At 68.0% G+C, this 23,051-nt stretch carries 24 protein-coding genes; 9 read left to right on the top strand and 15 right to left on the bottom strand.

Annotation, left to right across the window (positions count from 1 at the left end; all coding sequences use genetic code 11):
* The first annotated feature begins 24 nt into the window (after positions 1 to 24).
* Both GO488_RS14255 and GO488_RS14250 read left to right on the top strand, forming a co-directional pair.
* A complete protein-coding gene (locus GO488_RS14255) occupies positions 25 to 723 on the top strand; it encodes a metallophosphoesterase family protein (RefSeq protein ID WP_162318485.1) in 699 nt (232 codons plus the stop codon).
* A 69-nt stretch (positions 724 to 792) separates the two neighbouring features.
* Positions 793 to 978: a hypothetical protein gene (locus tag GO488_RS14250; RefSeq protein ID WP_162318484.1), complete on the top strand. Its 186-nt coding sequence runs from the start codon at positions 793 to 795 to the stop codon at positions 976 to 978.
* Between the two features lie 197 nt (positions 979 to 1,175).
* Here GO488_RS14250 and GO488_RS14245 read toward each other — a convergent pair whose 3' ends face one another.
* Positions 1,176 to 2,351: an aspartate kinase gene (locus GO488_RS14245; protein WP_162318483.1), complete on the bottom strand. Its 1,176-nt coding sequence runs from the start codon at positions 2,349 to 2,351 to the stop codon at positions 1,176 to 1,178.
* A gap of 141 nt (positions 2,352 to 2,492) precedes the next feature.
* Here GO488_RS14245 and GO488_RS14240 point away from each other — a divergent pair, with 141 nt between their 5' ends.
* A complete protein-coding gene (locus tag GO488_RS14240; RefSeq protein WP_162318482.1) occupies positions 2,493 to 2,894 on the top strand; it encodes a hypothetical protein in 402 nt (133 codons plus the stop codon).
* Between the two features lie 122 nt (positions 2,895 to 3,016).
* Here the strand turns inward: GO488_RS14240 and GO488_RS14235 are convergent, their stop codons facing one another.
* The 4 genes from GO488_RS14235 to GO488_RS14220 form a co-directional block, all read right to left on the bottom strand.
* On the bottom strand, positions 3,017 to 3,682 hold the full coding sequence (locus tag GO488_RS14235) for a DUF4166 domain-containing protein (protein ID WP_162318481.1): 666 nt from the start codon (positions 3,680 to 3,682) through the stop codon (positions 3,017 to 3,019).
* An 82-nt stretch (positions 3,683 to 3,764) separates the two neighbouring features.
* Positions 3,765 to 5,021, bottom strand: coding sequence for a threonine synthase (thrC, locus tag GO488_RS14230; protein ID WP_162318480.1), 1,257 nt, complete (start codon positions 5,019 to 5,021; stop codon positions 3,765 to 3,767).
* Between the two features lie 315 nt (positions 5,022 to 5,336).
* Positions 5,337 to 5,723: a helix-turn-helix domain-containing protein gene (locus GO488_RS14225; RefSeq protein ID WP_162318479.1), complete on the bottom strand. Its 387-nt coding sequence runs from the start codon at positions 5,721 to 5,723 to the stop codon at positions 5,337 to 5,339.
* A 50-nt stretch (positions 5,724 to 5,773) separates the two neighbouring features.
* Positions 5,774 to 6,028, bottom strand: a complete 255-nt coding sequence (locus GO488_RS14220) for a DUF8001 family protein (RefSeq protein WP_162318478.1) — start codon at positions 6,026 to 6,028, stop codon at positions 5,774 to 5,776.
* 144 nt (positions 6,029 to 6,172) lie between these two features.
* Here GO488_RS14220 and GO488_RS14215 point away from each other — a divergent pair, with 144 nt between their 5' ends.
* Positions 6,173 to 6,916 (top strand): SDR family oxidoreductase, encoded by a 744-nt coding sequence (locus tag GO488_RS14215; RefSeq protein ID WP_162318477.1) that lies wholly within the window; start codon positions 6,173 to 6,175, stop codon positions 6,914 to 6,916.
* A 241-nt stretch (positions 6,917 to 7,157) separates the two neighbouring features.
* Positions 7,158 to 7,334 carry a DUF7317 family protein gene (locus tag GO488_RS14210; RefSeq protein WP_162318476.1) on the top strand — a complete coding sequence of 59 codons (177 nt, stop codon included), beginning with the start codon at positions 7,158 to 7,160 and terminating at the stop codon, positions 7,332 to 7,334.
* Between the two features lie 60 nt (positions 7,335 to 7,394).
* On the opposite strand, the gene GO488_RS14205 is transcribed toward GO488_RS14210, so the two are convergent.
* The 10 genes from GO488_RS14205 to GO488_RS14160 form a co-directional block, all read right to left on the bottom strand.
* The gene (locus GO488_RS14205) at positions 7,395 to 8,336 is read right to left on the bottom strand and encodes a Gfo/Idh/MocA family protein (protein WP_162318475.1); all 942 of its coding nucleotides are present in this window, start codon (positions 8,334 to 8,336) and stop codon (positions 7,395 to 7,397) included.
* 320 nt (positions 8,337 to 8,656) lie between these two features.
* Complete coding sequence (argF, locus tag GO488_RS14200) at positions 8,657 to 9,547, bottom strand: ornithine carbamoyltransferase (RefSeq protein WP_162318474.1); 891 nt, start codon at positions 9,545 to 9,547, stop codon at positions 8,657 to 8,659.
* A gap of 2 nt (positions 9,548 to 9,549) precedes the next feature.
* On the bottom strand, positions 9,550 to 10,605 hold the full coding sequence (locus tag GO488_RS14195; protein ID WP_162318473.1) for a [LysW]-lysine hydrolase: 1,056 nt from the start codon (positions 10,603 to 10,605) through the stop codon (positions 9,550 to 9,552).
* A complete protein-coding gene (locus GO488_RS14190) occupies positions 10,602 to 11,729 on the bottom strand; it encodes an aspartate aminotransferase family protein (protein WP_162318472.1) in 1,128 nt (375 codons plus the stop codon). The genes GO488_RS14195 and GO488_RS14190 overlap by 4 nt, the downstream gene beginning before the upstream one ends.
* Positions 11,726 to 12,565 (bottom strand): acetylglutamate/acetylaminoadipate kinase, encoded by an 840-nt coding sequence (locus tag GO488_RS14185; RefSeq protein WP_162318471.1) that lies wholly within the window; start codon positions 12,563 to 12,565, stop codon positions 11,726 to 11,728. Before GO488_RS14185 ends, GO488_RS14190 begins: the two co-directional genes overlap by 4 nt.
* An 18-nt stretch (positions 12,566 to 12,583) precedes the next feature.
* Complete coding sequence (argC, locus tag GO488_RS14180) at positions 12,584 to 13,621, bottom strand: N-acetyl-gamma-glutamyl-phosphate reductase (protein WP_162318470.1); 1,038 nt, start codon at positions 13,619 to 13,621, stop codon at positions 12,584 to 12,586.
* Positions 13,618 to 14,514, bottom strand: coding sequence for a lysine biosynthesis protein LysX (lysX, locus tag GO488_RS14175; protein WP_162318469.1), 897 nt, complete (start codon positions 14,512 to 14,514; stop codon positions 13,618 to 13,620). Before lysX ends, argC begins: the two co-directional genes overlap by 4 nt.
* Positions 14,515 to 14,598: 84 nt before the next feature.
* Complete coding sequence (lysW, locus tag GO488_RS14170) at positions 14,599 to 14,763, bottom strand: lysine biosynthesis protein LysW (protein WP_135303513.1); 165 nt, start codon at positions 14,761 to 14,763, stop codon at positions 14,599 to 14,601.
* A 164-nt stretch (positions 14,764 to 14,927) separates the two neighbouring features.
* Entirely contained in the window at positions 14,928 to 16,418 is a 1,491-nt protein-coding gene (gene argH, locus GO488_RS14165; RefSeq protein ID WP_162318468.1) for an argininosuccinate lyase, read from the bottom strand.
* A 3-nt stretch (positions 16,419 to 16,421) separates the two neighbouring features.
* Positions 16,422 to 17,738 (bottom strand): argininosuccinate synthase, encoded by a 1,317-nt coding sequence (locus tag GO488_RS14160; protein WP_162318467.1) that lies wholly within the window; start codon positions 17,736 to 17,738, stop codon positions 16,422 to 16,424.
* A 400-nt stretch (positions 17,739 to 18,138) separates the two neighbouring features.
* On the opposite strand from GO488_RS14160, the gene GO488_RS14155 reads away from it, so the two are divergent.
* The 4 genes from GO488_RS14155 to GO488_RS14140 are packed head-to-tail and all read left to right on the top strand — an operon-like array spanning position 18,139 to position 23,038.
* Positions 18,139 to 18,327 carry a DUF7554 family protein gene (locus GO488_RS14155; protein ID WP_135303510.1) on the top strand — a complete coding sequence of 63 codons (189 nt, stop codon included), beginning with the start codon at positions 18,139 to 18,141 and terminating at the stop codon, positions 18,325 to 18,327.
* A gap of 57 nt (positions 18,328 to 18,384) precedes the next feature.
* Positions 18,385 to 18,894: a 2'-5' RNA ligase family protein gene (locus tag GO488_RS14150; RefSeq protein ID WP_162318466.1), complete on the top strand. Its 510-nt coding sequence runs from the start codon at positions 18,385 to 18,387 to the stop codon at positions 18,892 to 18,894.
* Positions 18,895 to 18,951: 57 nt separating this feature from the next.
* Positions 18,952 to 19,374, top strand: a complete 423-nt coding sequence (locus GO488_RS14145; RefSeq protein ID WP_162318465.1) for a PPC domain-containing DNA-binding protein — start codon at positions 18,952 to 18,954, stop codon at positions 19,372 to 19,374.
* A 1-nt stretch (position 19,375) separates the two neighbouring features.
* Complete coding sequence (locus GO488_RS14140; protein ID WP_162318464.1) at positions 19,376 to 23,038, top strand: DNA polymerase II large subunit; 3,663 nt, start codon at positions 19,376 to 19,378, stop codon at positions 23,036 to 23,038.
* Positions 23,039 to 23,051 lie beyond the last annotated feature (13 nt).

Raw genomic sequence — 23,051 nt, 5'->3', positions numbered from 1 at the left:
GCCTGGACCTGTTAGGTCGGGACAATGAGACTTGGCGTCATCTCCGACATCCACGGCAACCGGGTCGCGCTGGCGGCGGTCCTCGCGGACATGCCACCGGTCGACGGGTTGGTCTGTGCCGGCGACGTGGTCGGGTACAACCCGTGGCACGCCGACTGCGTCGACGCGATGCGGGGCGAATCCGAAGAGCTCCCCGAGGGCGTCCCGTGGCCCGACGAGGACGTGCCGACGGTGATGGGCAACCACGACCGGGCGGTCGTCGAGGACAGCCCCTTCGCGTTCAACGACATGGCGCGGGCCGGCGTCGAACACGCCCGCGAGCAGCTCGACGAGGCGCAACTCGACTGGCTCTCGGGACTGCCCGAGGAGCGCGTGGAGTGCGACGGCCGCGTGAAGCTCGTCCACGGCCACCCCGACGACCCCGACCACTACACCTATCCCGAGGAGTTCGGTCCCGAGCTACTGGACGGGGAAGACGTGCTGGTGATGGGCCACACCCACCGCCAGCACCACGAGGTGTACGACGAGGGGGTCGTGCTGAACCCCGGCAGCGTCGGCCAACCCCGCGACGGCGACCACCGAGCCGCCTACGCGGTCCTCGATCTGGACGAGCTGACCGTCGAGGACCGCCGCGTCGAGTACGACACCGACGCGGTCATAGCGGCCGTCGAGGACGCCGGTCTCCCCCGCCAGATCGGCTTCCGACTGACGCAAGGTCGGTAAGCGCCGAGCGCCGAGAGCCGAGCGCCGACCACCCCGAAACGATTTGACAGGACGTTGCGAACCTCGCGCATGGACAGTCGCATCACCGAGACGGCGGCCGCCGGCGCGTTCGCATTTCTCGTCGGATCTATCCTCTGGCCGCCGGGTGCCGTCTACTGGACCGCGCTCAGCAGTAGCGTCGGCACGACTCCGACGCTCGCCCTCGCCGGCCGTTTCGGGGCCGATTCCGACCGCCGACCCGCGGTCGGCAGTTGAAGCTGTCGCGGTGGCCGGGAGCGGCCTCCGTGCCGCGACCCGGGGAAGGGTAGGCTGACTTGAGAGCATCCGGCGGCGGAGCCGCCGGTTCACCGAGTGCGAGCGAAGCGAATACTCGGCCTTTTTCATCGACGTTTTTGGCCCGGGGTTGAGCGCTCGCCGCCGGCGAGCGCGAACCCCCGGGTGAAAAAGGTCGTTTAGAAGACGCCCTGCACCAGCTCTAGGGCCTGCTCGCGGTCGTCCCACGGGACGAACACCGAGACGGAGGTGGCCGACGTGATGACGTCGTAGAGGTGGATGTGGGCGTCGGCGAGCGGCTCCATGACCTGATAGGGGAGCGCGGCCTGCCCGGGGTCGCCGCCGGTGACGCGGATGACGGCGATGTCGTCCTCGACGGTGACCGAGGAGAGCGTCTCGTCGTCGACGATGCGGTCGTGGAGCAGCGCCTCGACGTCGTCGGCGTCGTCCTCGTCGACGTAGAAGGTCAGCGAGTCCATCCCCGAGGAGTTGGCCTCGATGTTGATGCCGGCGTCGCCCAGCGCCGAGGCGAGTTCGCCGAGGATGCCGGGGCTGTTGCGGATGGCGCGGCCGGCGACGGTGACGCAGGCGGTGGGCTCCTCCTGGAGGTCGATGAGGTTCTGGAACTCGCCCTCGATGGAGGTCCCGCCGGTCAGGAGGTCGCCGTGCTGGTAGTGCGTGACGCGAACCGAGAGGTTCGAGTCCTTGTAGGAGAGCGCCGAGGGGGCGACGACTTCGGCCCCGCGGAAGGAGAGCGAGCGGAGCTCGTCGACGCTGATCTCGCCGACGTTCCGCGCGCCCTCGACGACGCGGGGGTCGCCGGTCATGACGCCCTCGACGTCGGTGACGATGACGACCTCGTCGGCGTCCATGTAGTTGCCGAGCATGACGGCGGAGGTGTCGGAGCCGCCGCGGCCGAGCGTCGTCACGTTGCCCTCGTGGTCCTCTGCGAGGAAGCCGGTGATGACGGGGACGACGTCCCGCATCTGCCCGGCCAGCGCGTGGGCGCGCTTCTGCGTCTCCTCGACGTCGACCTCGCCGTACTCGTCGGTGATGATCGGCCAGTCGTCGCTGCCGGGTTCGAGGAAGATGGCGTCGATGCCGCGAGCGGCCAGCGCGCCCTTGAGCATCCGGACGGAGGTCCGCTCGCCCATCGAGACGATCTCGGCGCGGTCGGCGGCCTGGGCGTCGTACTCGATGTCCTCTAGGAGTTCGTCGGTCGTGTTGCCCATCGCCGAGGCGACGACGCCGACCTCGTGGCCCTGCTCGACGGCGGCCGCGATGGAGTCCGCCGCTCGGTTGATGCGGTCGCCGCTGCCGAGACTCGTTCCGCCGAACTTGGCGATTACGCGCATCGTACCACCGAAACCGTGCGTGCGAATATCATTGCCGTCGCGTTAGCCGCCACCCGGGATAACTGTGTTCATCTTCCCGTCTGCCGCCGGATGGTACTGACCGACACACCGTTTATTTGCATGGGACACGGAGAGTCGGGCATGGAGATACGTGACGCCGTCGAAGCGGACGCCGAGCGTCTCGCGGACCTCGCGGACTTCCCGCCGGACGTGATGCGAAACCTGGTCCACGACCGGACCGTCCGCGTCGCCACCGAGGGCGAAGACGAGACGCTCGGTTTCGTGAGCTACGACGCCAAACGCGGCACCGTCCACGTCACGCAACTGGCCGGGTCCGCCGAGGCCTGTGAGCGACTGCTCGACGAACCGATCGCCTTCGCGAAGCGGGAACGCATGGCCGTCGAACTGCTCGTCCCCGACGGCGAGTCGACCGTCGAATCCGCCGTCGAGGCGACGGGCTTCACACACGCGGGGGAGGGCCCTCGATTCGAGGGGAGATCGACGGTTCGGTACCGGCTCGAACCCGGGCGCGCAGAGCAGTAGGGGTCCGACCACGAAACGTCTTCTACCGGCCCGTCAGAGGGTAGCATGGTCGTGCGGGTAGCATCGCAATAGTCGCGTTGGCGGCCCTCGCCGCCGTCGTCGCGGACCGCCGACGCCGTCGGTCACCGCGGCGGGAGCGTCGGGAGCGTGCGAATCGGGCGGAGGTCCGGGCCGTCCTCGCGGTCGTCGCTGGCTTGGGTGAACGCGCCGCGGTAGCTGAGGACGTGGCCGGCCAGCGCGTTCTCGACGGTGGCCAGCACGTGGTAGCGCCCGTCGGTCTCGTCGTAGCGGTCGCGCACCTCGACGCCGGCCGCGAGCGGTTCGGGAAGCCGGACGTACCGGTCGCCGGCGTGAAGCCACTGGCGGCCCGCCTCGACGACGAGCGAGCCGGCCTCGACGCGGGGGTGCAGTTCCGTCGCGACGAGGCCGCCGCGACCCAGGAAGTCCAGCAGGCGCTCGCCGTCGGCGTCCCACACCGTCACGGAGTCGAAGTGCCGGCGGGTCTCGGCGAACTCGAAGGTCCGGCGGGTCGTCATCGCCTCGCGGCCGTCGAGGCGGTAGCCGACCGTCGTCACGCTGAAGGGCACGCCGTTGCCGGCCTCGGGAAACAGCATGTCGCGGCTCGCCATCGCGTACAGCGCGGGGAGGACGTGCGTCCCCCGAGAGATGTCCATTCGACCCGTTCCGACCGTGACGCCGTCGCCGGGGCCGATGCTGTAGCGCTCGCGCACCTTCGGGTGGAGGTCGCCGGCCGCCTCGCCGAGTGCCCGTTCGTAGACGCCGGTCATGGGTATCGACTTGATTTCTCGCCGCTCGGTGATAAGAATTGTCCGAGAGCCGGTCGAGCGTCGAAAGATATCGAGAGAGCCGTCAGTTCTCGCCCAGCAGGTCCAGCACGGCCTCGGTGCTGTTGTCGACGGGTTCGGGGTCGTTGCCGGCCGCGGCGGCGGCGTCGGGGTCTTTCAGGAGGTGGCCCGTCGTCAGACAGACGACCGACTCGTCGTCTTCGATGACGCCGCGGTCCCGCAGTTTCCGGAGGCCCGCGACGGAGGCGGCGGAGGCCGGTTCGACGCCGACGCCCTCGCCCGCGAGGTCGCGCTGTGCCGCGGTGATCTCCTCGTCGGAGACGGCGACGGCGGTGCCGCCGGTCTCGCGGATGCCCGGTAGCGCCTTCGGGGCGTTGACCGGGTTGCCGATGCGGATGGCGGTCGCGCGGGTCTCGACCTCCTCCCAGCGCCGGGTCTCGTCGTTGCCCTCCTCGATGGCCTCGACCATCGGCGCGGCCCCCTCGGCCTGTGCGCCGGTGATCTTCGGGACCTGGTCTTCGGTGATCTCTCCGGCCTTGACGAGTTCGCGGAAGCACTTGTAGAGCGCCGCGGTGTTGCCCGCGTTGCCGACCGGCAGGACGATCCGGTCGGGGAACTCGCCGTAGTCCGCGTAGTGCTCTTCCATGATTTCGAGGCCGATGGTCTTCTGGCCCTCCAGCCGGAAGGGGTTCAGCGAGTTCAGGAGGTACGCCTCGCCGCGACCCGCGAGGTCCTGGACGATGTCCAGGCACTCGTCGAAGTTGCCGTCGACTTTGAGGATGCGAGCCTTGTGCAGCGCCGCCTGAGCGATCTTCCCGGCGGCGACCTTGCCCGCGGGCAGGAGAACGAGCGTCTCCATGCCGCCGCGAGCGCCGTAGGCCGCGAGCGCCGCCGAGGTGTTCCCCGTCGAGGCACACGCCAGTCGGCCGACGCCGATCTCCTTTGCGACGCGGACGCCGACGGTCATGCCGCGGTCCTTGAACGACCCCGTGGGGTTCATCCCCTCGTGTTTGACGCGTAGGCTCCCGACGCCGACCTCCTCCTCGATTCGCGGGACGCGGTGCAGCGGCGTGTTGCCCTCGGGCAGCGTGACCCCCTCCTCGAAGGGCAGGGCGGCGCTGTAGCGCCAGACCCCCTCGCCCTCGAACTCGTCGAAGGTCGGCAGGTCGGCGTAGCGGGCCTCCAGCAGCCCGTCGCAGTCGTCGCAGGTGTACCGGACTTCCTCGAAGGGGGCGAACGACTCGCCGCATTCGATGCAGGTGAGCCAGACGCCGTCGTCGGCCACCGACGGGACGTCGTCGGTGAGTTCCAGATTAGCCATTGTCGGGGCGAACGCCCCCAGCGGGCAAAAGTGGGGCGATTGTCGTCAGGAGGGGGGACCGGGTGACCAGCGTAGAGGCGGCCGGTTGATCAGCCGAACGGGTGGGACTGAAAGGGGCGGTGCCCTACACGAACCCCGGCGTTCGCAAGAGCGAAGCTCTTGCGCTGCCCATCGGAAATCTCTGATTTCTGAGGACGACGTAAGGACCACAACGAACGAAGTGAATGAGGACCACAGCGAGCCGCGGGAGTGTAGCGCACCGGGGCTTTCTAACGCTTGTACTGTGCAGTTGTCAGCCAAACTGTAGAGACGAATCTATGCGCTGCTAGCGTCGAACTCGTCGATCCGGTCGTGGACCGCCGCCGCCCACTCGTCGAGAGTCTCGTGCATCAGCTCGCGGGCCTCGTCGGGAGGTCTCGCCGCGTACTGATAGACGTGGCCGCCGCCGTCGAGCAGTCGGCGCTCGCGGGTCGCGAGTCCCTTCTCGCGGAGCGTCGAGAGCGAGCGATTCACGTTCGAGCGGTCGCGGTCGAGGACCTCTGCGAGTTCAGCGACGGTGCTACCGGGATTGTCGAGCAGGGTCCGGTAGGTCCGGACTTCGTGTTCCTGGACGCCGAAGACGCAGGCCATCACCTCCGTTAGCGACGGTTCGTCGTCGACCATGAGCTCGCGGAACCCGTCCGCCGAGGGGTCGATTGCCATATCGAACGGATAGGCGCGCCCGACGCATAAACGGGGCCGTTACCCGTAGCTCACCGGGTGTCGTCCGCGTCACCGGCGTCGCGGCCGTATCCCTGTCGCTCCAGACAGGTCCGCATCTCCGCCCGCGAGTCGTGTCTGTGCAGGCGCGTCGGCGTATCGCAGTACCAGACCCCGTCGTAGCGCAGCGTCACCTCGTGAGCGTCGCCGAGAAACTCCGTGCGAACGACGACGCGGCGACCGGATTCGAGCGTGTCCAGCAGGTCCTCGACGCTCGCCTCGCCGGCCTCGACGACCAGTGGCTCCATCACTCGGGAGTACGACGGCTATCGGCTTATAGCGTCGGTCGGGGCGGACTGTGGCAAACGTTGGCAAACTGTTCGAAAAGGCCATCGTTTCGAGTGGAACTCGCGGGCACAAGGACTATCGACGCCTCGTGCGACACGGCGAGTATGGCACGTGATTTGTCGAGCGGAGACGGTATCCTGGTCACGGGAGCGAGTTCGGGGATCGGAGCGGCGACCGTCCGCCGAGTCGCCAGCGACGGCGCGGACGTGGCGTTACTCGCCCGCCGCGAGGACCGGCTCAGAGAGCTCGCGGACGACGTCGCCGACGAGTTCGACGTGACGACCCACGTCGCCCCGGCGGACGTCAGCGACCCCGCGCAGGTCGCGGCGGCGGTCGAGTCGACCGTCGAGACGCTCGGGTCGCTCGACGGCGTCGTCGTCAACGCCGGCCTCGGTCGCGGCGACGACGTGGAGACGATGACCGACGACGAGTACCGGACGATGATGGACGTGAACGTCGACGGGGCGTTCTACACCGCTCGCGAGTCGCTCTCGTACCTGCGCGAGAGCGCCGGGATACTGGTCTTCATCGGCAGTTTCGCCGGGCAGTACCCCCGACCGTTCAACCCCGTCTACGCCGCCACGAAGTGGTGGATTCGCGGCTTCGCGATGAGTCTCTCGGGACAGGTCGGCGGCGACGAGGTAGGCGTTACAGTCGTCAACCCGACGGAGGTCCGCTCGGAGTTCGGCAGCGAGGAGGGCGAGTCCTTCGAGGACCGCTTCGACCCCGGCGAAGTCACCGAACCCGAGGAGATAGCCGACGCCGTCGCCTTCGCGCTGGCCCAGGAGCCGCCGACCATGATCAACGATATCGACGTCTATCGTAGGGACAAGTTCAGCGGTTTCTGAACTACTCGTCGATATTCGGTAGTTTCGGAGGCTATTCACGATAGCGGTGCCGCGGTAGCGCCCGCGAGTCGACGTTCCGATGAGACCACCTCGTGTCTCTGAATTTCCCAACCCATTCGTACAATTATATCCAATATTTCCATTCGCTTGTGCTACTTCTTCTACTTGAAAGCTATACTGAGGCAGTAATTACCACGCTAGGTTTAATATCCAACAGTACATCGGTACCGCCGTAGCGAAGATGTCACGTAAATCGTTCACGGCGGCCCTGACCCTGTACCGCAGCCGAACGCTCACGCTCGAACAGGCGGCCAGTCACAGCGGCGTCTCGCCGTCGCAGTTCGAATCGGCCCTCCGTTCGCGCGGGGTTCCGGTACGCGAGCAGCCGACGAGGTCCCCCGCTGACGCCGCGGAGTGACCACGTCGGCCCACCGCAGATCCTCGCACTACCGAGTAGACGATATACAGGCGTTCGGAATCACGCGATATCGAGCGCCTCGTCGGCGTCCAGAGTGAGTTCGAACGTCCGCAGCGCATCGGGATACGTCGACCGCGGGTGCGACGGGTCGTCGGTTTCGACCGCCTCGACGAAGGCCGCCAGTTCCCTCTCGTAGGGGCGCTGTTCCCCCTCGAACCGGATCGACTCGTCGTCGACAGTCCCGGTGAGCGTACCAGCGACGAAGTCGAGTTCGAGCCGGCAGTCCTCGGCGACGAGTTCGAGGCTCACGTCCTTCTCCGGCGAGGCCGACGTCGAGGCGACCTGACTGACGACGCCGGAGTCGTGACGCATCGCGACGACCGAGGCGTCGGCGAAGTCGATCTCCTGCGTGACGACGCGGTGGCCGCCGAAAGCCGCGAGGTCGGCGACCTCGCCCCCGAAGTCCCGCACGAGGTCGAAGACGTGTGCGGACTGTTCGACGAGTTGGCCCCCCGACTCGGCCTTCCGACTCCACCACGGCAGCGGCGAGACGGCGTCGACCCATCGCCCCTCTATCTGCGCGAGAGTGCGGTCGCCGAGGAGTTCGTGAGCCCGCTCGACGATGTCGGCGTAGCGGAACTGGTGGCCGACCTGGGTGACGAGGTCGGCCGCCTCGACGGCGTCGCGGACGTCCCGGGCGGTCTCCCGGGAGAGCGCGAGCGGTTTCTCGACGAAGAAATCGACGCCGTGTTCCGCGGCCAGTCGCTCGTATTCGCCGTGAGCGGACGGCGGAACGGTGACGAGGACGGCGTCGAGATCTCCCGTCCGGAACATCGTCTCCGCGTCCGGATACGTCTCCGCCCCGTGTGATTCGGCGAGTTCCCGGGCGCTCTCTTCGGTCCGCGAGCAGACGCCGACGAGTCTGGCGTCGACCGAGTCGAAATTGTCCGCGTGGGTCTCCGCCATTCCGCCGGCACCGACAACGCCGATATCGACGGTCATGTCTGCCCATTCACCGGAAACGGTCATCAATCTCCTGGCTCGCGGATAGACGGCGTCGGTCTCCGTGCCGTCCATCCGGGAATACCGCTTCGCCCCGGTCGACGGGGAGCTAACTTCTACCCGCTAGCCGCGTCAGCAGCCCGTTCTGCGCGTACGTCCGATTCTCCGTCCGGTCCAGCAGCCGCCTTTTGCTTCGTCGGGTGACCCGCGGCCACCACGCCTCGAAAACCGTGGTCTTGCTGAGCAGAGCGAAGCAAGGCTCGTCAGAGCTTGCTCTGACGGTGGCGAAAAAGCCGCGCTTCACTTCGTTCAGCGCGGGACTACTTTCTATCCGCCAGCCACGTCAGCAGCCCGTTCTGCGCGTGCATCCGGTTCTCCGCCTGGTCCCAGACGACGGCGTTCTCCGACTCGATAACCTCGTCGGTCACTTCCTCGCCGCGGTGGGCGGGCAGGCAGTGCATCAGCGTGCGGTCGCCGAGCAGGTCGGTGGTGACCTGGAAGCCGTCAAAGTCGGCGAGTTTCGCCTCGCGGCGGTCCTCCTGGCCCATGCTGACGAAGACGTCCGTGTAGACCACGTCGGCGTCCTCGACGGCCGACTCGGGGTCGTGAGTCGTCGCGGGCGCGTTGTCGAACTCGGCCGCCCGCTCCAGGACGTCGTCGGTCACTTCGTACCCCTCGGGCGTGGCGACGGTGAGGTCGATGCCGGTCATCGCCGCGCCCAGCACGAACGACTGACAGACGTTGTTGCCGTCACCGACCCACGCCACCGAGACGTCCTCGAACCCGCCGAACTCCTCGCGGACGGTCAGTAAGTCCGCGAGCGTCTGGCAGGGGTGGGCGTCGTCGGTCAGGGCGTTGATGACCGGCACGTCGGCGTACTCGGCCAGTTCCTCGGCGTCGGCGTGGTCGAAGACGCGGGCCATCACGAAGTCGACGTACCGCGAGAGCGCCCGGGCCGTGTCCTTGACGGGTTCGCCGTGGCCCAGGTGGATGTCGTCCGGGCCGAGAAAGACGGCGTGACCGCCGAGTTTCGTCATCCCCGTCTCGAAGGAGACGCGGGTCCGCGTCGACGGCTTCTCGAAGATCATCCCCAGCGTCTGGCCGTCGAGCGCGTCGTCGTACGTCTCGGGGGCGGCCTTGATGTCGGCGGCGCGGTCGAGCACCGCGGTCAGTTCGTCGGTCGTGAGGTCGTCGACGTCGAGCAGGTCCATGGTCACAGCAGGCGTTCGGTCACGTCCGTGAGGACGCTCACCGCGCGGTCGTACTCCGCGAGGTGGATGTGTTCGTTGGGCGCGTGATCCAGGTCGGAGTCGCCGGGACCGTAGGTCGCCATCGGGCAGTCCCACGACTGAGCGAAGACGTTCATGTCGCTGGTCCCGGTCTTCCGCAGTAGCGTCGGGTCGCCGTCGTGCTGTCGGATGGCGGCTCGGAACGCCCGGGCGACGCTCGTCCGGGGGCTCTGCATCACGGGTTCGACCTGGTCGTCCCAGTTGACGGTGCCGTTGCCGAGGTAGCCGTCCGCTATCTCCCGAATCTCGTCGGTGGTGTACTCCGGCGGGACGCGCAACTGGACGTCCATCGTCGTCTCGACGCTCAGCCCATCCTCGGAGGTGCCGCCGTCGATATCGACGGGTTTGCAGGTGACCCGCTCGAAGACGGGGAGCCAGTCGTCGGGGTCGAACTCCGCCTCGACGGCCGACCACCAGTCGATGGCGTCCTGGATCGCGTTGTTCTCCGGGCGGGAGGAGTGGCCGGACTCGCTGGTGGCGACGTAGGTGCCCGCCAGCAGTCCGCGGTAGCCGAGCGTGATGCCCTCCCAGCCGGAGGGCTCGCCGTTGACGACGGCGTCGGGCGCGCTCTCGCGGTCTTCGACGAGATAGCGCGCTCCCTCGGAGTCGACTTCCTCGCCGACGACGCCGACGAACGACGCGCCGGTGCGGACGGCGGCGACGGCCATCGAACACAGCGGTCCCTTCGCGTCGACGCTGCCGCGGCCCCACAGCACTTCGCCCTCCTCGCTCTTCTCGATCCGAACCGGGATGTCGCCCGGCACGGTGTCGATGTGCGACGTGAGGAGGACGCCGTCGTCGGCGGGCGCGCGGACGTTGCCGACCTCGTCCAGCCGCGCCTCGCGACCGTGGTCCTCGAAGAAGTCGACGAGTCGCTCGGCGGCCTCGCGTTCGTTCCGCGAGACCGAAGGGATGCGGACGATGTCTTCGAGCAGTTCGCGGGCCTCGGTGTCGGCTTCGATAGTGGCGGCTTCGCTCATCCGACGACCTCCGCCATGGCTTCGACCACGGCGTCGGCGTGGTCCTCGTCGATAGTCAGCGGCGGGAGCAGGCGAACGACGGTCCGGCCCGCGGGCAGCGCGAGCACCTGATGGTTCAGCGCGAGTTGCTTCAGCGCCTTGTTCGCACCCCGGCCGACTTCGACGCCGACCATCAGGCCCTCGCCGCGGATATCGCGGACCTCGTCGCCGATGGCCGATTCCAGTTCCGCCTGGAGGTACTCGCCCATCGCGGCGGCGTTCTCGGGAACGTCCTCCTCCAGCATCGTCGAGACCGTCGCGCCCGCCGCGGCGGAGATGACCGGCCCGCCGGAGAACGTCGAGGCGTGCGAGCCGTAGTCCTCGGCGATCCAGTCCCGGCAGAGCGTCGCGCCGACGGGGAAGCCGTTGCCGAGTCCCTTCGCCGACGTGATCATGTCGGGCGTCACGTCCGCGCGCTGGGAGTTCCACAGCGCGCCGGTCCGGCCCATCCCGGTCTGGACCTCGTCGAAGATGAGCGCCGTGCCCGTCTCCTCGGTTATCTCGCGGGCCGCTTCGAGGTACTCGGTCGAGGCGGGGTTGATGCCGCCCTCGCCCTGCACCGGTTCGACGATGAACGCGGCGGTGTCGTCGTCGACGGCCTCGGAGAGCGCCTCCGCGTCGTCGTAGGGGACGAACTCCACGTCGCCGATGAGCGGCTCGTAGGGCTTCTTGTACTTGCTCTTCCACGTCGTGGCGAGCGCGCCCATCGTCCGACCGTGGAATCCCTTCATCGTGGCGACGATCTTGGAGTTCCCGGTGGCCGAGCGGGCGAACTTCAGCGCCGCCTCGTTGGCCTCGGTCCCGGAGTTACAGAGCCACGTCTTGTCGATGGGATCCGGCGCGGTGTCGGCGAGCAGTTCGTACAGCGCCGTCCGCTGGGCGTTCGGATAGGACGCCTGTACGTAGGTCAACTTCTCGAACTGCTCGGTGACGGCCTCCTGTACCGCGTCGTGGCCGTGCCCGAGCGGGACGCAGGCGTAGGACGCGCCCATGTCGAGGTATTCGGTACCGCTATCGTCGTAGACGTACGCGCCGTCGCCGCGCTCTATCTGGATGGGTTTCTCGTTGAAGACGAATCCGCTCATTCGTTGTCCTCCTGAACCGCGCTCGCGTGCATATGCGTTCCGCTGCCTTCGAGGGCCGAGGTTATCGGCTCGTCGGCGTTGGCGTCGGCGACCACCGCCTCGCTCGCGCCGCCGGTCAGCGCCTCCTCGACGGCCATGACCTTTCGACCCATGAACCCCTCGGCGGCGGCTTCGAGATCGGCCCACTCCTCGGCCGTCTCGACGGATTCGATGAGCGTCGAGGGGTCGTCGGCGTCGGCGAAGACGCCCTCGACGTCGGTCAGCAGGATGAGCGTCGCGTCGAGTTCGGCGGCGATGGCGGCCGCCGAGCGGTCGGCGTCGGTGTTGACGGGGATAATCTCGCCGTCGTCGTCCCCGGCCATCGGCGGCGCGGCGACCGGCGTGTAGCCGTCCGAAAGGAGCGACTCCAGCAGGTCGCCGTTGACCCGCTTGATCGTGCCCGAGTGGTCGCCGCGGCGGATCTTCTTCTTGCCGTCCTCGACGACCCTGACCGCGGACTTGCGGGGGCCGTAGAGCAACTTCCCGTCGACGCCGTTCAGCCCGACGGCGTCGACGCCCTCGCTCTGGAGGCCGGCGACGAGTTGCGTGTTGAGGTGACCGAACGCCATCTCGAATACTTCCATCGTGGCTTCGTCGGTGAAACGGCCGACGACGCCGCTGGGCGTCTCGACGTACTCCGGTTCGATGCCCAACCGTTCGAGCGTCTCGTCGACCTTGGTGGAGCCGCCGTGAACCACGACGACGTCCTCACCGTCGGCCACTAACGATGCCACGTCCGCCAGCGCCCCCGCCGGGTCAACAGCGCGAGCGCCACCGACTTTGATAACTACTGTCATAGAAAACCTCGTCAGGGATTACGGCGCGCCGACGGGGTGGAGTCCCTGGAACTCCAGTCCCGCCGTCTCTTCGATGCCGAGCGCGACGTTGGCCGCGTGGACGGCCTGACCGGCCGACCCCTTCATCATGTTGTCGATGGCCGAGAAGACGACCAGTCGCTTGTTCGCGGGGTCGAGTTCGAAACCGACTTCGGCCTTGTTCGTCCCCGCGACGGCCTTCGGTTCGGGGTAGCGGTAGACGCCGCCACCGCCCGCCACCAGTTCGACGAACGGTTCGTCCTCGTACTCGCCTCTGTACGCGCCCCAGAGGTCGCCCTTCGAGATGGGCCCGTCGGGGAAGACGTGACAGGTCGCGCTCGCGCCGCGGACCATGTCCACCGCGTGGACGGTGAAGGAGACGTCGACGCCGAGGAACTGCTGGATCTCGGCCTCGTGGCGGTGGCCCGTCGGGGCGTAGGGGCGGACGACGCCCGAGCGCTCGGGATGAGAGGAGGCCTCGCCGCCGCCGGCCCCGCCCTCGCTGGAGCCGACCTTCACGTCGACGACGACCTGCTCGTCGCCCGAGAGGATATCGGCCTCGAACAGCGGCAGCAGCCCCAGGATCGTCGCCGTGGCGTTACAGCCGCCGGAGGCGATCAGGTCCGCGCCCGCGAGGTTGTCGCGGTTGAGTTCGGGCAGCGCGTACTCGCTCGCTTCGAGCAGGTCCGGGCGCGTGTGCCCGTCGTACCACTCGTCGTACTGTTCTGCGGTGTCCAAGCGGAAATCGGCCGAGAGGTCCACGACCGTCCCGGCGGCGTCCTGAAAGGCGTCTATCTGCTCCATCGAGACGCCGTGGGGCGTCGCGGCGAACAGCACGTCCACGGACTCCAGTTCCTCGGGCGAGGAGAAGCGAAGATCCGAGTGCCGGAGGTTCGGGTGCTGGTGACCGATCGTCTTGTTGGCCTTCGACCGGCTCGTGGCCTGTTCGAGTTCGAACTCGGGGTGGCCGTCGAGCAGGCGGAGCAGTTCGCCGCCGGTGAAGCCGGAGCCGCCGACGACGCTCGCGGAGTACGTCATGCGGTGACCTCCGCGTCGCTCTCGCTTGCCGCCTTCGATTCGAGCCAGTCGACGACCTCAGCCGGGACGTCGACGTCGGTGACCTCGTTCAGCGCCTTGAACTCGACGGTGTGGTTGACCTCGTGGACCGTGTACTCCTCGAACTCGCCGCTCTCCTCGTCGTAACCGACCTCCATCAGGTCGACGCCGAGCAGCCCGCCGCCGACGGCGTCGGAGGCCTTCTCGACCAGTTCGAGCGCGCGGTCGTCCAGTTCGAAGGTGTTCGTCTCCGCGCCCTTCGCGGCGTTGGTGAGCCAGTGGTCCGACGAGCGGACCATCGCGGCGACGGGTTCGCCGTCGACGGCCAGCACGCGGATGTCCCGGCCGGGCTTCTCGACAAACTCCTGGACGTAGAAGATCTTGTGCTCGTAGTGTCCGAGCGTCTCCTTGTGTTCGAGGATGGCCTCCGCGGCGTCGCGGGAGTCGATCTTGGCCATCAGGCGGCCCCACGACCCGACGACGGGCTTCAGCACGCAGGGGTAGCCGAACTCCTCGATGGATTCGAGGGCGGCGTCCTTCGTGAACGCCACGTCGGTGTCGGGCGTCGGGACGCCCGCTTCGACCAGCGCGAGGCTGTTCTTGACCTTGTCCGAGCAGACCTCCGCGACGTCGGGGCCGTTGACGACCGGCACGTTGTAGGCCGCGGCGAACTTCGTCGCGTAGACGCTCCGGGAGGTCGCCAGACAGCGGTCGACGACCAGGTCAAGGTCCTCGAACTCCTCGGGCGCGTCGCTGATGTTGAACTGCTGCTTGCGGACGTCGATCTTCACGACCTCGTGATCGCGCTCGCGCAGTTCCGACAGCAGGAGCTTCTCGTCCTTGCGGATGCGCGAGTAGAGCATTCCGACCTTCATGCTGTGGTCTCCGCGTGTTCGCGGGTCGCGGCGTCACGGGTCACAGTCACGAGCGACGCAACGCGCCGCGCCACCGCGAACACCTCACTCACCCCAGTCCTCTTCGAGCTCGGGCGCGCTGTCGAGCTCGACGGGGTCCGTGGCGACGACTTCGAGCTCGGCGCCACAGGTGGAACAGTCGACGATCTCTCCGACTTCGAGGTTGTCGTGCAGGGACACGTCGGCCCCGCACTCGATGCATTCTGCCATTGTACCTCACCCTCGCACACCCACTCACTTAAACCCTTCGAACCTATCAGAAAGACTATCTAACCATACAGCACTCTAATGGAGTGTTAATCCCGATATCCGCCTATGTCTGAAATCCGTATCAGATTTATGGTATAATTTCCCCTCGCGGGGCTGGTCGTCGCTCACGCATAGCGACTCACCTCCGTCTGCCGGCGGTCTGTCGCGCGTTCGACGGCGTCTCGCCGCGATTCGACCGTCTCTCGGTGCGCCGTCAGAACGTCTTCCGCGTCCGACACCTGTTCGGCGACGGCCGCGGGCGCGGGCCCGCCGCGGGAGTCGCGCATGGCGACGCTCTCGGTCGGATCGAGCGCCCGCTCGACGGCCTCGCGCTCGACGAACTGGGAAAGGGGGTCGCCCAACACGTCCTCGGCGACCGCCGAGAGCGCCTCGTAGTCCGGGGCGTCCTCGTCCGCGTCGAGCCCGGCGGCCGCCTCCGCCACGACCTCGTGGGCGGTGCGGAACGGGACGCCAGCCATCGCCAGCAGGTCCGCGACGCCGGTCGCGGTGGCGAAGCCCTCCCCGGCCGCGGCTTCGAGCGTCTCGGCGGGCCAGTCGGCCGTCGCCACCGCGCCCGCCGCGACCTCGACGCTGTCGGTCACGCTGTCGATGGCGTCCCACGCGTGCCGGCCCGCGCGTTGCAGGTCGCGGTTGTACGCGCGCGGCTGGCCCTTGAGGTTGGTCAGCAGGCCGTTCAGCCCGGCGGTCGCGTCGCCGGTGCGACCCCGCACCAGTTCCAGCGTGTCGGGGTTCTTCTTCTGTGGCATGATGGAACTCGTCGAGGAGTAGTCGTCGTCGAGTTCGACGTGGTCCTTGCTGGCCATCACGATCACGTCCTCGGCGAGACTCGACAGCGTCGTCGCCAGCGCGGCGACGGCGCTGATCGTCTCCACGAGGAAGTCGCGGGTCGCCGAGGCGTCCATCGAGTTCTCCGCTACGGAGTCGAACCCGAGCAGTTCGGCGGTTCGCTCGCGGTTCACCTCGAACGGCGTCCCGGCGAAGGCGGCCGCGCCCAGCGGACTCTGGTTGATGCGCTCGTAGGCATCGAGCAGCCGACCGGTGTCTCGCTGGAGCGCCTGTTCGTAGGAGAGCACCCAGTGAGCCACCGTCGTCGGCTGCGCGGGCTGGAGGTGCGTGTAGCCAGGCATCACCGTCTCGTCGTGGTCGCTCGCCACCGCGAGCAACTGCTCGCGCGCGCCGACGAGCGTCGAGAGCAGGTCGAGGACGTCCTCGCGCAGGCGGTACCGGATGCACGCGGCCACCTCGTCGTTGCGCGAGCGGGCGGTGTGCATCTTCCCGCCCTCCGGCCCGACTCGGTCGATGACCGCGCTCTCGATGGCCTCGTGGACGTCTTCGCCGTCGGAGAGGTCGCCGTGACCCGCCGCCTCGACCTCGTCGAGGGCGGCCAGGATCTCGCCGACCGTCGCTTCGTCGACGATGCCCTGCTCGGCGAGCATCACGACGTGGGCGCGGTCCACCGCGAGGTCGGCCGCGAAGATGCGCTCGTCGTCGGCGAGCGAGGAGAGGAACGAGCGGGCCGGCCCGCCGGCGAAGCGGTCGCGGCGGACGACCGTCTCGTCGTCTGGCTCCGAGGTGGGGTCCTCTCCGTCGCTCATCCGTTATTCCTCCGACTCCGCGTTCGCTGTCTCGCTCACGGTTTCACCGTTCGCGTTCTCCGAGGGCCGCTCACTCCGTTCGCGCCCCTCGCTGCCACCGTCCGTGACCGCCGTGTTCTTGCGCGCGTCGGCCAGGATCTCGTTCGCCAGACGGGACTGGAAGCCGTGGTACTTGGCGACGCCGGTGGCGTCCTGCTGGGTGATGCCGCCGGTGACGTCCTCCTCGTCGAAGGAGGCCGCCGATTCGCTGTAGACGGCGTAGTCGGACTCGCGGGAGACTGGACGGCAGTGACCGCCTTCGAGTTTCACCGTCACGGAGCCGGTGACGCGCTCGTTGGTGTCGTCGACGAACGCTTCGAGCGCGCTGACCAGCGGCGCGTCGACGAGTCCCTCGTAGGCCTTCTGGGACCACTGCTGGTCGACCTGGGCCTTGAACTGGCGTTCCTCCTGCGTGAGGACGAGGCCCTCCAGCGCCTCGTGGGCGGTCAGCAGGACGGTGGCCGCGGGGTGCTCGTAGTTCTCGCGGACCTTGAGCCCGAGCATGCGGTCTTCCATCATATCGGTGCGGCCGATACCGTGGGAGCCCGCCTGCTCGTTGAGCTGCTCGATGAGTTCGACCTTCCCCAGTCCGTCGCCGTCGACGGCGACGGCTTTCCCCTCCTCGAACTCGATATCGACCAGTTCGGCGTCCTTATCCGAGGGATTCTCGGTCCACTTGTAGATGTCGTCCTCGGGGATCGTCGACGGGTCTTCGAGTTCGGAGCCCTCGATCGAGCGGCTCCAGAGGTTCGTGTCGATGGAGTAGCGGCCGCCGTCGCCGCCCTCGACGGGGAGGCCCTTCTCCTGGGCATACTCGTTCTCCCACTCGCGGGTCAGGCCGAGTTCGCGGACGGGGGCGATGACCTCCATATCGGAGTCGCGCCAGATGGCCTCGAAGCGAAGCTGGTCGTTGCCCTTGCCGGTACAGCCGTGGGCGATGCCGTTACAGCCCTCCTCCTCGGCGACCGAGAGGATGGCCTTGGCGATGACCGGGCGCGCGAGCGCGGTGCCGAGCGGGTAGCCCTGGTAGTCGGCGTTGGCCTTCACGGCCTTCAGACAGAGGTCGGCGAACTCCTCCTTGGCGTCGACGACGTACTGCTCGACGCCGAGCGCTTCGGCGGTCTCCTCGGCCTCCTCGAACTCGTAGTCGGGCTGGCCGACGTCGACGGTGACGCCGATGACCTCGTCGTAGCCGTACTCCTCTTTGAGCAGCGAGACGCAGACTGTCGTGTCGAGCCCGCCGGAGAAGGCGAGCGCGACGGTTCCGTTTCCTTCTGGCATAGTTGTGTACTCTGTGGGTTCCGTGGTGTGACTGTCGGTTTGGAATGACGCGCCGGACAGCCGACCGGCGGCGCTTGGGGACGAGACGAACCGTGAAACGGAGTGAAGATAGTAGTGGGCCTAGCAGAGGCCCGGTCGTCGTCGGCTCGGCGTCTGAACCGACTGCTCGTCGGACGGAGTCCGACGGCGTCGTCGGGGGGAAAAACGGGCGGACCCATCGCTCGCGACAGCGAGCCGATCGGTGGCGTGAGTCCGCGTCATGTACTCCCGACTACTGTAGGTCGCCTACTAATAGCTTCCGTGTTCGGGGCGGTCGTGCGTCTTCCTCCCACGCGAATCGATCCCATCCGCACGATACCGCGCCGCAAGCGGTTTCACCTCGCGCGGAGACGGCGACCACATGGACCGCGGAGACATCGACGTTGACACGCTGTTGCGCATCGTCCTCGTCCTCCTCGTCGTCTGGATCGCGCTGGAGATCGTCGAGGGGCTGCTCGGTATCCTCGGGTGGTTGCTCGGCCCGCTGCAGCCGCTCTTGGGACTGGCGCTCGTCGTCCTCATCGTGCTGTATCTGACCGATCGGCTCTGAAGCAGGACCGTCGACCTGACCGCACGCCTTTTCTCGCCCGCCCCGCTCTAACCGACTGTGTACAGCCTGAACGTCCCGCTCCCGTCGGCGGTCACCTCGCTGGCCGGGGAGTTGGCCCGCGACCTGCCGCTCGCAGAGGCCCGGCGACGCGGCGAGCACACGCTGGTCGCCAAGCGCCTCGGCGGCGGCGACCACGCGGTCTACGCGAACATCGAAGCGCGAGCGCGGGACGCCCTGCGCGGGACGGCTCCCTTCTCCGTTCGGATCACCGGCGTGGAGCAGTTCGAAGTGGCCGAGACCGGCTCCTCGCCGGTCGTCTACCTCGCCGTCGAGAGCCCCGAACTGGTCGCGCTCCACGAGCGGCTCTGCGAGGCGTTCGACGTCGTCGACGGCCTGGAAGACGGCGAGTACGTCCCCCACGTCACGGTCGCCCGCGGGGGCGACGCGGCGGCGGCCGAGCGGCTGGTCGGCCGGGAGATAGAGCCGGTCGAGTGGACCGCCGAGGAACTCGAGTTCTACGACGCCGAGCGCGGGCAGTGGGTCAGCCGCGTGGCGCTGCCGGCCTGAGTCCGCCCGCGACCGAGGGCGGTACGTTTTTGCCGTCGCCTGCCATCCAGTTCCTGTATGGATTATCGGGAGGTCGACACGGCCTCGGAGTACGTCTGCCGACTGGACCACGGCGCGGACTGGCGGGGACAGATAGAGGAGTTCGCCGCCGAACGGGACATCGACGCGGCCTTCTTCTACGGTCTGGGCGCGGTACAGGACGCCGAAGTGCTGTTCTACGACCAAGACCGACAGGAGTACGACGCGATCGAGTTCGACGAACCGCTGGAGGTCGCGACCTGCGTCGGGAACGTCTCGCATCTGAACGACGAGCGGTTCGCGCACACGCACGCGGTGCTCTCGCGGCCGGACGGGACCGCGCTCGCGGGCCACTTAGACCGCGCGACGGTGTTCGCCGGCGAGCTGTACGTCCGGGCGTTCGATACGCACCTGGAGCGCGAACACGACGAGCCGACGGACCTGGACCTCTGGAACCTCTGAGATGCGCGAGGCCGACGAGCGGTACTTCGAGACGCTGGAGACGGAACTCGACGCGGCGATGGCCGTCGCCGAGCGCGCCCGCGAGCGCGGCGGCGACCCGAAGCCGGAAGTCGAGATCCCGACCGCGCGCGACATGGCCGACCGCGTCGAGAACATCCTCGGCATCGACGGCGTCGCAGAGCGCGTCCGCGAACTCGAAGGCGAGATGTCCCGCGAGGAGGCCGCGCTGGAACTCGTCGACGACTTCGTCGACGGCAGCGTCGGTGACTACGACACCCGCGAGGGGAAGATAGAGGGCGCCGTTCGAACCGCCGTCGCCCTGCTGACCGAGGGCGTGGTCGCCGCGCCCATCGAGGGCATCGACCGCGTCGAGTTGCTCGAGAACGACGACGGGACGGAGTTCATCAACGTCTACTACGCCGGCCCGATCCGCTCGGCGGGCGGGACCGCACAGGCCCTCTCCGTCCTCGTCGCCGACTACGCCCGCGCGCTGCTGGGCATCGAACAGTACGAGGCCCGCCAGGAGGAGATCGGCCGCTACGCCGAGGAGATAGACCTCTACGACAAGGACACCGGCCTCCAGTACTCCCCGAAGGAGAAGGAGACGAAGTTCATCGCCGAGCACATGCCCATCATGCTCGACGGGGAGGCCACCGGCGACGAGGAGGTCTCGGGGTATCGGGACCTCGAACGGGTGGACTCGAACTCCGCCCGCGGCGGGATGTGTCTCGTCCTCGCGGAGGGGATCGCCCTGAAAGCCCCGAAGATCCAGCGCTACACCCGCAATCTCGACGAGGTCGACTGGCCGTGGCTGCAGGACCTCATCGACGGCACCATCGGAGAGAGCGAGAGCGAGGCCGACGACGGGGCGGCCTCGGACGACGCGAGCGGCGACGCCGCGGGCGATGCGGACGGCGAGAGCGGAGGGGCCGACGGCGACGACGAGGTAGCCGACGAGAGCGAGGAGCGGCCCGGCCCGCCGCGGGTCGATCCCGCCAAGAAGTACCTCCGGGACCTCATCGCCGGTCGGCCGGTGTTCTCGCATCCCTCGAAATCGGGCGGCTTCCGCCTGCGCTACGGCCGGGCGCGCAACCACGGCTTCGCCACCGCCGGCGTCCATCCGGCGACGATGCACCTGGTCGACGACTTCCTCGCGACCGGGACCCAGATAAAGACCGAGCGGCCCGGGAAAGCCGCCGGGGTCGTCCCCGTCGACACCATCGAGGGGCCGACGGTGCGACTGGCCAACGGCGACGTGCGCCGCATCGACGACGCCGAGGAAGCTCTCGAAGTCCGCAACGGCGTCGAGAAGATCCTCGACCTCGGCGAGTACCTCGTCAACTTCGGCGAGTTCGTCGAGAACAACCACCCGCTCGCGCCGGCCTCCTACACCGTCGAGTGGTGGGAGCAGGACTTCGAGGCCGCCGGCGCGGACGTCGCCGCGATGCGGGACTCCCCGCACATCGACTTGGCCGACCCCAGCGCCGACGAGGCCCTGGAGTGGGCCACCGAGTACGACGCGCCGCTGCACCCGAAGTACACCTACCTCTGGCACGACGTGAGCGTCGAACAGATGGCGGCGCTCGCCGACGCGATCGAGGGGGCGGAAGTCGCCGCGACAGACGGTGCTGTAGTTCGAGACGACGGCGACCGGCGAGCCACCACCGGCGACCTCGTCCTCTCGCGGAGCGGCCCGGTCCAGACGGCGCTCGAACACCTGCTGGTCGAGCACACGCAAGACGGGGACCGACTCGTCGTCTCCGACTGGCTGCCGCTGGTGCGCACGCTGGGCTTCTCGCGCTCGCTCGAACGCGACTGGACGCGCTCGGATATCTCCGAGCGCGCGAAGACCTACGGCGAGGGCGAGGCGACCGACGCCATCGGCTACTCGCCCGAGGAGAACGACGGCGACGGACTGAACGCCGTCCTCGCGGTCAACGAGGTCTCGCCCTTCGAAGTCCGGGAGCGGGCACCGACCCGCATCGGCAACCGGATGGGCCGTCCGGAGAAATCCGAGCGCCGGGACCTCTCGCCGGCGGTCCACACCCTCTTTCCCATCGGCGAGGCCGGCGGCTCCCAGCGCAGCGTCGCCGACGCGACCAAGCACGCCGACTCGATGAGCGAGACGCCGGGCCGCGTCGACGTGGAGGTGGCCCACCGCCGCTGTCCCGCCTGCGGCACCGAGACCCACGAGGCCCGCTGCCCGGAGTGCGACCAGATCGCCGAGACGGTGTACGTCTGTCCCGACTGCGAGATGGAGGTAGAACCCGACGAGTCCGGCCGCGCCGAGTGCGGCCGCTGTGAGACGCTCGCTTCGCCGACCCAGTACAAGGAACTGGACTTACAGTCCATCTACCGGGACGCCCTCGAAACCGTCGGCGAGCGCGAGACGGCCTTCGAGAAACTGAAGGCGGTCAAGGGACTCACCTCCGCCGAGAAACTGCCCGAGCCGATGGAGAAGGGCGTCCTGCGGGCGAAGCACGACGTCTCGGCGTTCAAGGACGGCACCGTCCGCTACGACATGACCGACCTCCCGGTGACGGCCGTTCGGCCCGCCGAACTCGACGTGGAACCGGACCGCCTGCGTCACCTCGGCTACGAGACGGACATCCACGGCGACCCGCTCACCCGCGCCGACCAGCTGGTCGAACTGAAGGTGCAGGACATCGTCCTCTCTGACGGCGCGGCCGAACACATGCTCAAGACCGCCGACTTCGTCGACGACCTCTTGGAGCAGTACTACGGCCTCGGGCCGTACTACGAGTTCGAGGAGCGCGAGGAACTGGTCGGCGAACTCGTCTTCGGGATGGCTCCCCACACCAGCGCCGCGACGGTCGGCCGAGTCGTCGGGTTCACCTCGGCCGCCGTCGGCTACGCGCATCCGTACTTTCACGCCGCGAAACGTCGGAATTGCGACGGCGACGAGGACTGCGTGATGCTCCTGATGGACGGCCTGCTGAACTTCAGCAAGTCCTACCTCCCCGACAAGCGCGGCGGGCAGATGGACGCGCCGCTCGTGATGTCCTCCCGCATCGACCCGAGCGAGATCGACGACGAGGCGCACAACATGGACATCATGGACACGTATCCCCGCGAGTTCTACGAGGCCACCCGCGAACTCGCCGACCCCGCCGAGGTCGAGGACGTGATGAAGATCGCCGAGGAGACGCTCGGCACCGACCGCGAGTACACCGACTTCCGGCACACCCACGACACGACGAACATCGCCGCGGGACCGGACCTCTCGGCGTACAAGACGCTGGGGTCGATGGAGGACAAGATGGACGCCCAACTATCAATCTCGCGGAAACTGCGGGCCGTCGTCGAATCGGACGTGGCCGAGCGCATCATCGAGTACCACTTCCTGCCGGACCTCATCGGCAACCTCCGGGCGTTCTCCAGACAGGAGGTCCGCTGTCTGGACTGCGGAGAGTCCTATCGACGGATGCCGCTCACGGGCGACTGCCGGGAGTGCGGCGGCCGCGTGAACCTCACTGTCCACGAGGGGTCGGTCAACAAGTACATCGACACGGCCATCCGCGTCGCCGACGAGTTCGGCGCTCGCGATTACACGAAACAGCGCCTGAAGATTTTGGAGCGGTCCATCGAGTCCGTCTTCGAGAACGACCACAACAAACAGTCCGGCATCGCCGACTTCATGTAGGGGTCGGCTGAGC

This window comes from Haloarcula limicola (genome assembly GCF_010119205.1).
GTDB lineage: Archaea > Halobacteriota > Halobacteria > Halobacteriales > Haloarculaceae > Haloarcula > Haloarcula limicola.
The sequence above is the reverse complement of the archived record's forward strand: the minus strand, read 5'-3'. Positions and strand labels throughout refer to the sequence as shown.

Coding starts and splice junctions, on each gene's coding strand:
- thrC (WP_162318480.1), bottom strand. CDS start 5,021: ATGGCTAATCTGGAACTCACCGACGACGTCCCGTCGGTGGCCGACGAC.
- GO488_RS14145 (WP_162318465.1), top strand. CDS start 18,952: ATGGATTATCGGGAGGTCGACACGGCCTCGGAGTACGTCTGCCGACTG.
- GO488_RS14195 (WP_162318473.1), bottom strand. CDS start 10,605: ATGAGCGAAGCCGCCACTATCGAAGCCGACACCGAGGCCCGCGAACTG.
- GO488_RS14225 (WP_162318479.1), bottom strand. CDS start 5,723: ATGGCAATCGACCCCTCGGCGGACGGGTTCCGCGAGCTCATGGTCGAC.
- GO488_RS14185 (WP_162318471.1), bottom strand. CDS start 12,565: ATGACAGTAGTTATCAAAGTCGGTGGCGCTCGCGCTGTTGACCCGGCG.
- GO488_RS14190 (WP_162318472.1), bottom strand. CDS start 11,729: ATGAGCGGATTCGTCTTCAACGAGAAACCCATCCAGATAGAGCGCGGC.
- argF (WP_162318474.1), bottom strand. CDS start 9,547: ATGGACCTGCTCGACGTCGACGACCTCACGACCGACGAACTGACCGCG.
- GO488_RS14155 (WP_135303510.1), top strand. CDS start 18,139: ATGGACCGCGGAGACATCGACGTTGACACGCTGTTGCGCATCGTCCTC.
- GO488_RS14255 (WP_162318485.1), top strand. CDS start 25: ATGAGACTTGGCGTCATCTCCGACATCCACGGCAACCGGGTCGCGCTG.
- GO488_RS14235 (WP_162318481.1), bottom strand. CDS start 3,682: ATGACCGGCGTCTACGAACGGGCACTCGGCGAGGCGGCCGGCGACCTC.
- GO488_RS14205 (WP_162318475.1), bottom strand. CDS start 8,336: ATGACCGTCGATATCGGCGTTGTCGGTGCCGGCGGAATGGCGGAGACC.
- GO488_RS14210 (WP_162318476.1), top strand. CDS start 7,158: ATGTCACGTAAATCGTTCACGGCGGCCCTGACCCTGTACCGCAGCCGA.
- GO488_RS14245 (WP_162318483.1), bottom strand. CDS start 2,351: ATGCGCGTAATCGCCAAGTTCGGCGGAACGAGTCTCGGCAGCGGCGAC.
- GO488_RS14250 (WP_162318484.1), top strand. CDS start 793: ATGGACAGTCGCATCACCGAGACGGCGGCCGCCGGCGCGTTCGCATTT.
- GO488_RS14220 (WP_162318478.1), bottom strand. CDS start 6,028: ATGGAGCCACTGGTCGTCGAGGCCGGCGAGGCGAGCGTCGAGGACCTG.
- lysX (WP_162318469.1), bottom strand. CDS start 14,514: ATGAAGGTCGGAATGCTCTACTCGCGCATCCGCAAGGACGAGAAGCTC.
- argC (WP_162318470.1), bottom strand. CDS start 13,621: ATGACGTACTCCGCGAGCGTCGTCGGCGGCTCCGGCTTCACCGGCGGC.
- GO488_RS14140 (WP_162318464.1), top strand. CDS start 19,376: ATGCGCGAGGCCGACGAGCGGTACTTCGAGACGCTGGAGACGGAACTC.
- lysW (WP_135303513.1), bottom strand. CDS start 14,763: ATGGCAGAATGCATCGAGTGCGGGGCCGACGTGTCCCTGCACGACAAC.
- GO488_RS14160 (WP_162318467.1), bottom strand. CDS start 17,738: ATGCCAGAAGGAAACGGAACCGTCGCGCTCGCCTTCTCCGGCGGGCTC.
- GO488_RS14240 (WP_162318482.1), top strand. CDS start 2,493: ATGGAGATACGTGACGCCGTCGAAGCGGACGCCGAGCGTCTCGCGGAC.
- argH (WP_162318468.1), bottom strand. CDS start 16,418: ATGAGCGACGGAGAGGACCCCACCTCGGAGCCAGACGACGAGACGGTC.
- GO488_RS14215 (WP_162318477.1), top strand. CDS start 6,173: ATGGCACGTGATTTGTCGAGCGGAGACGGTATCCTGGTCACGGGAGCG.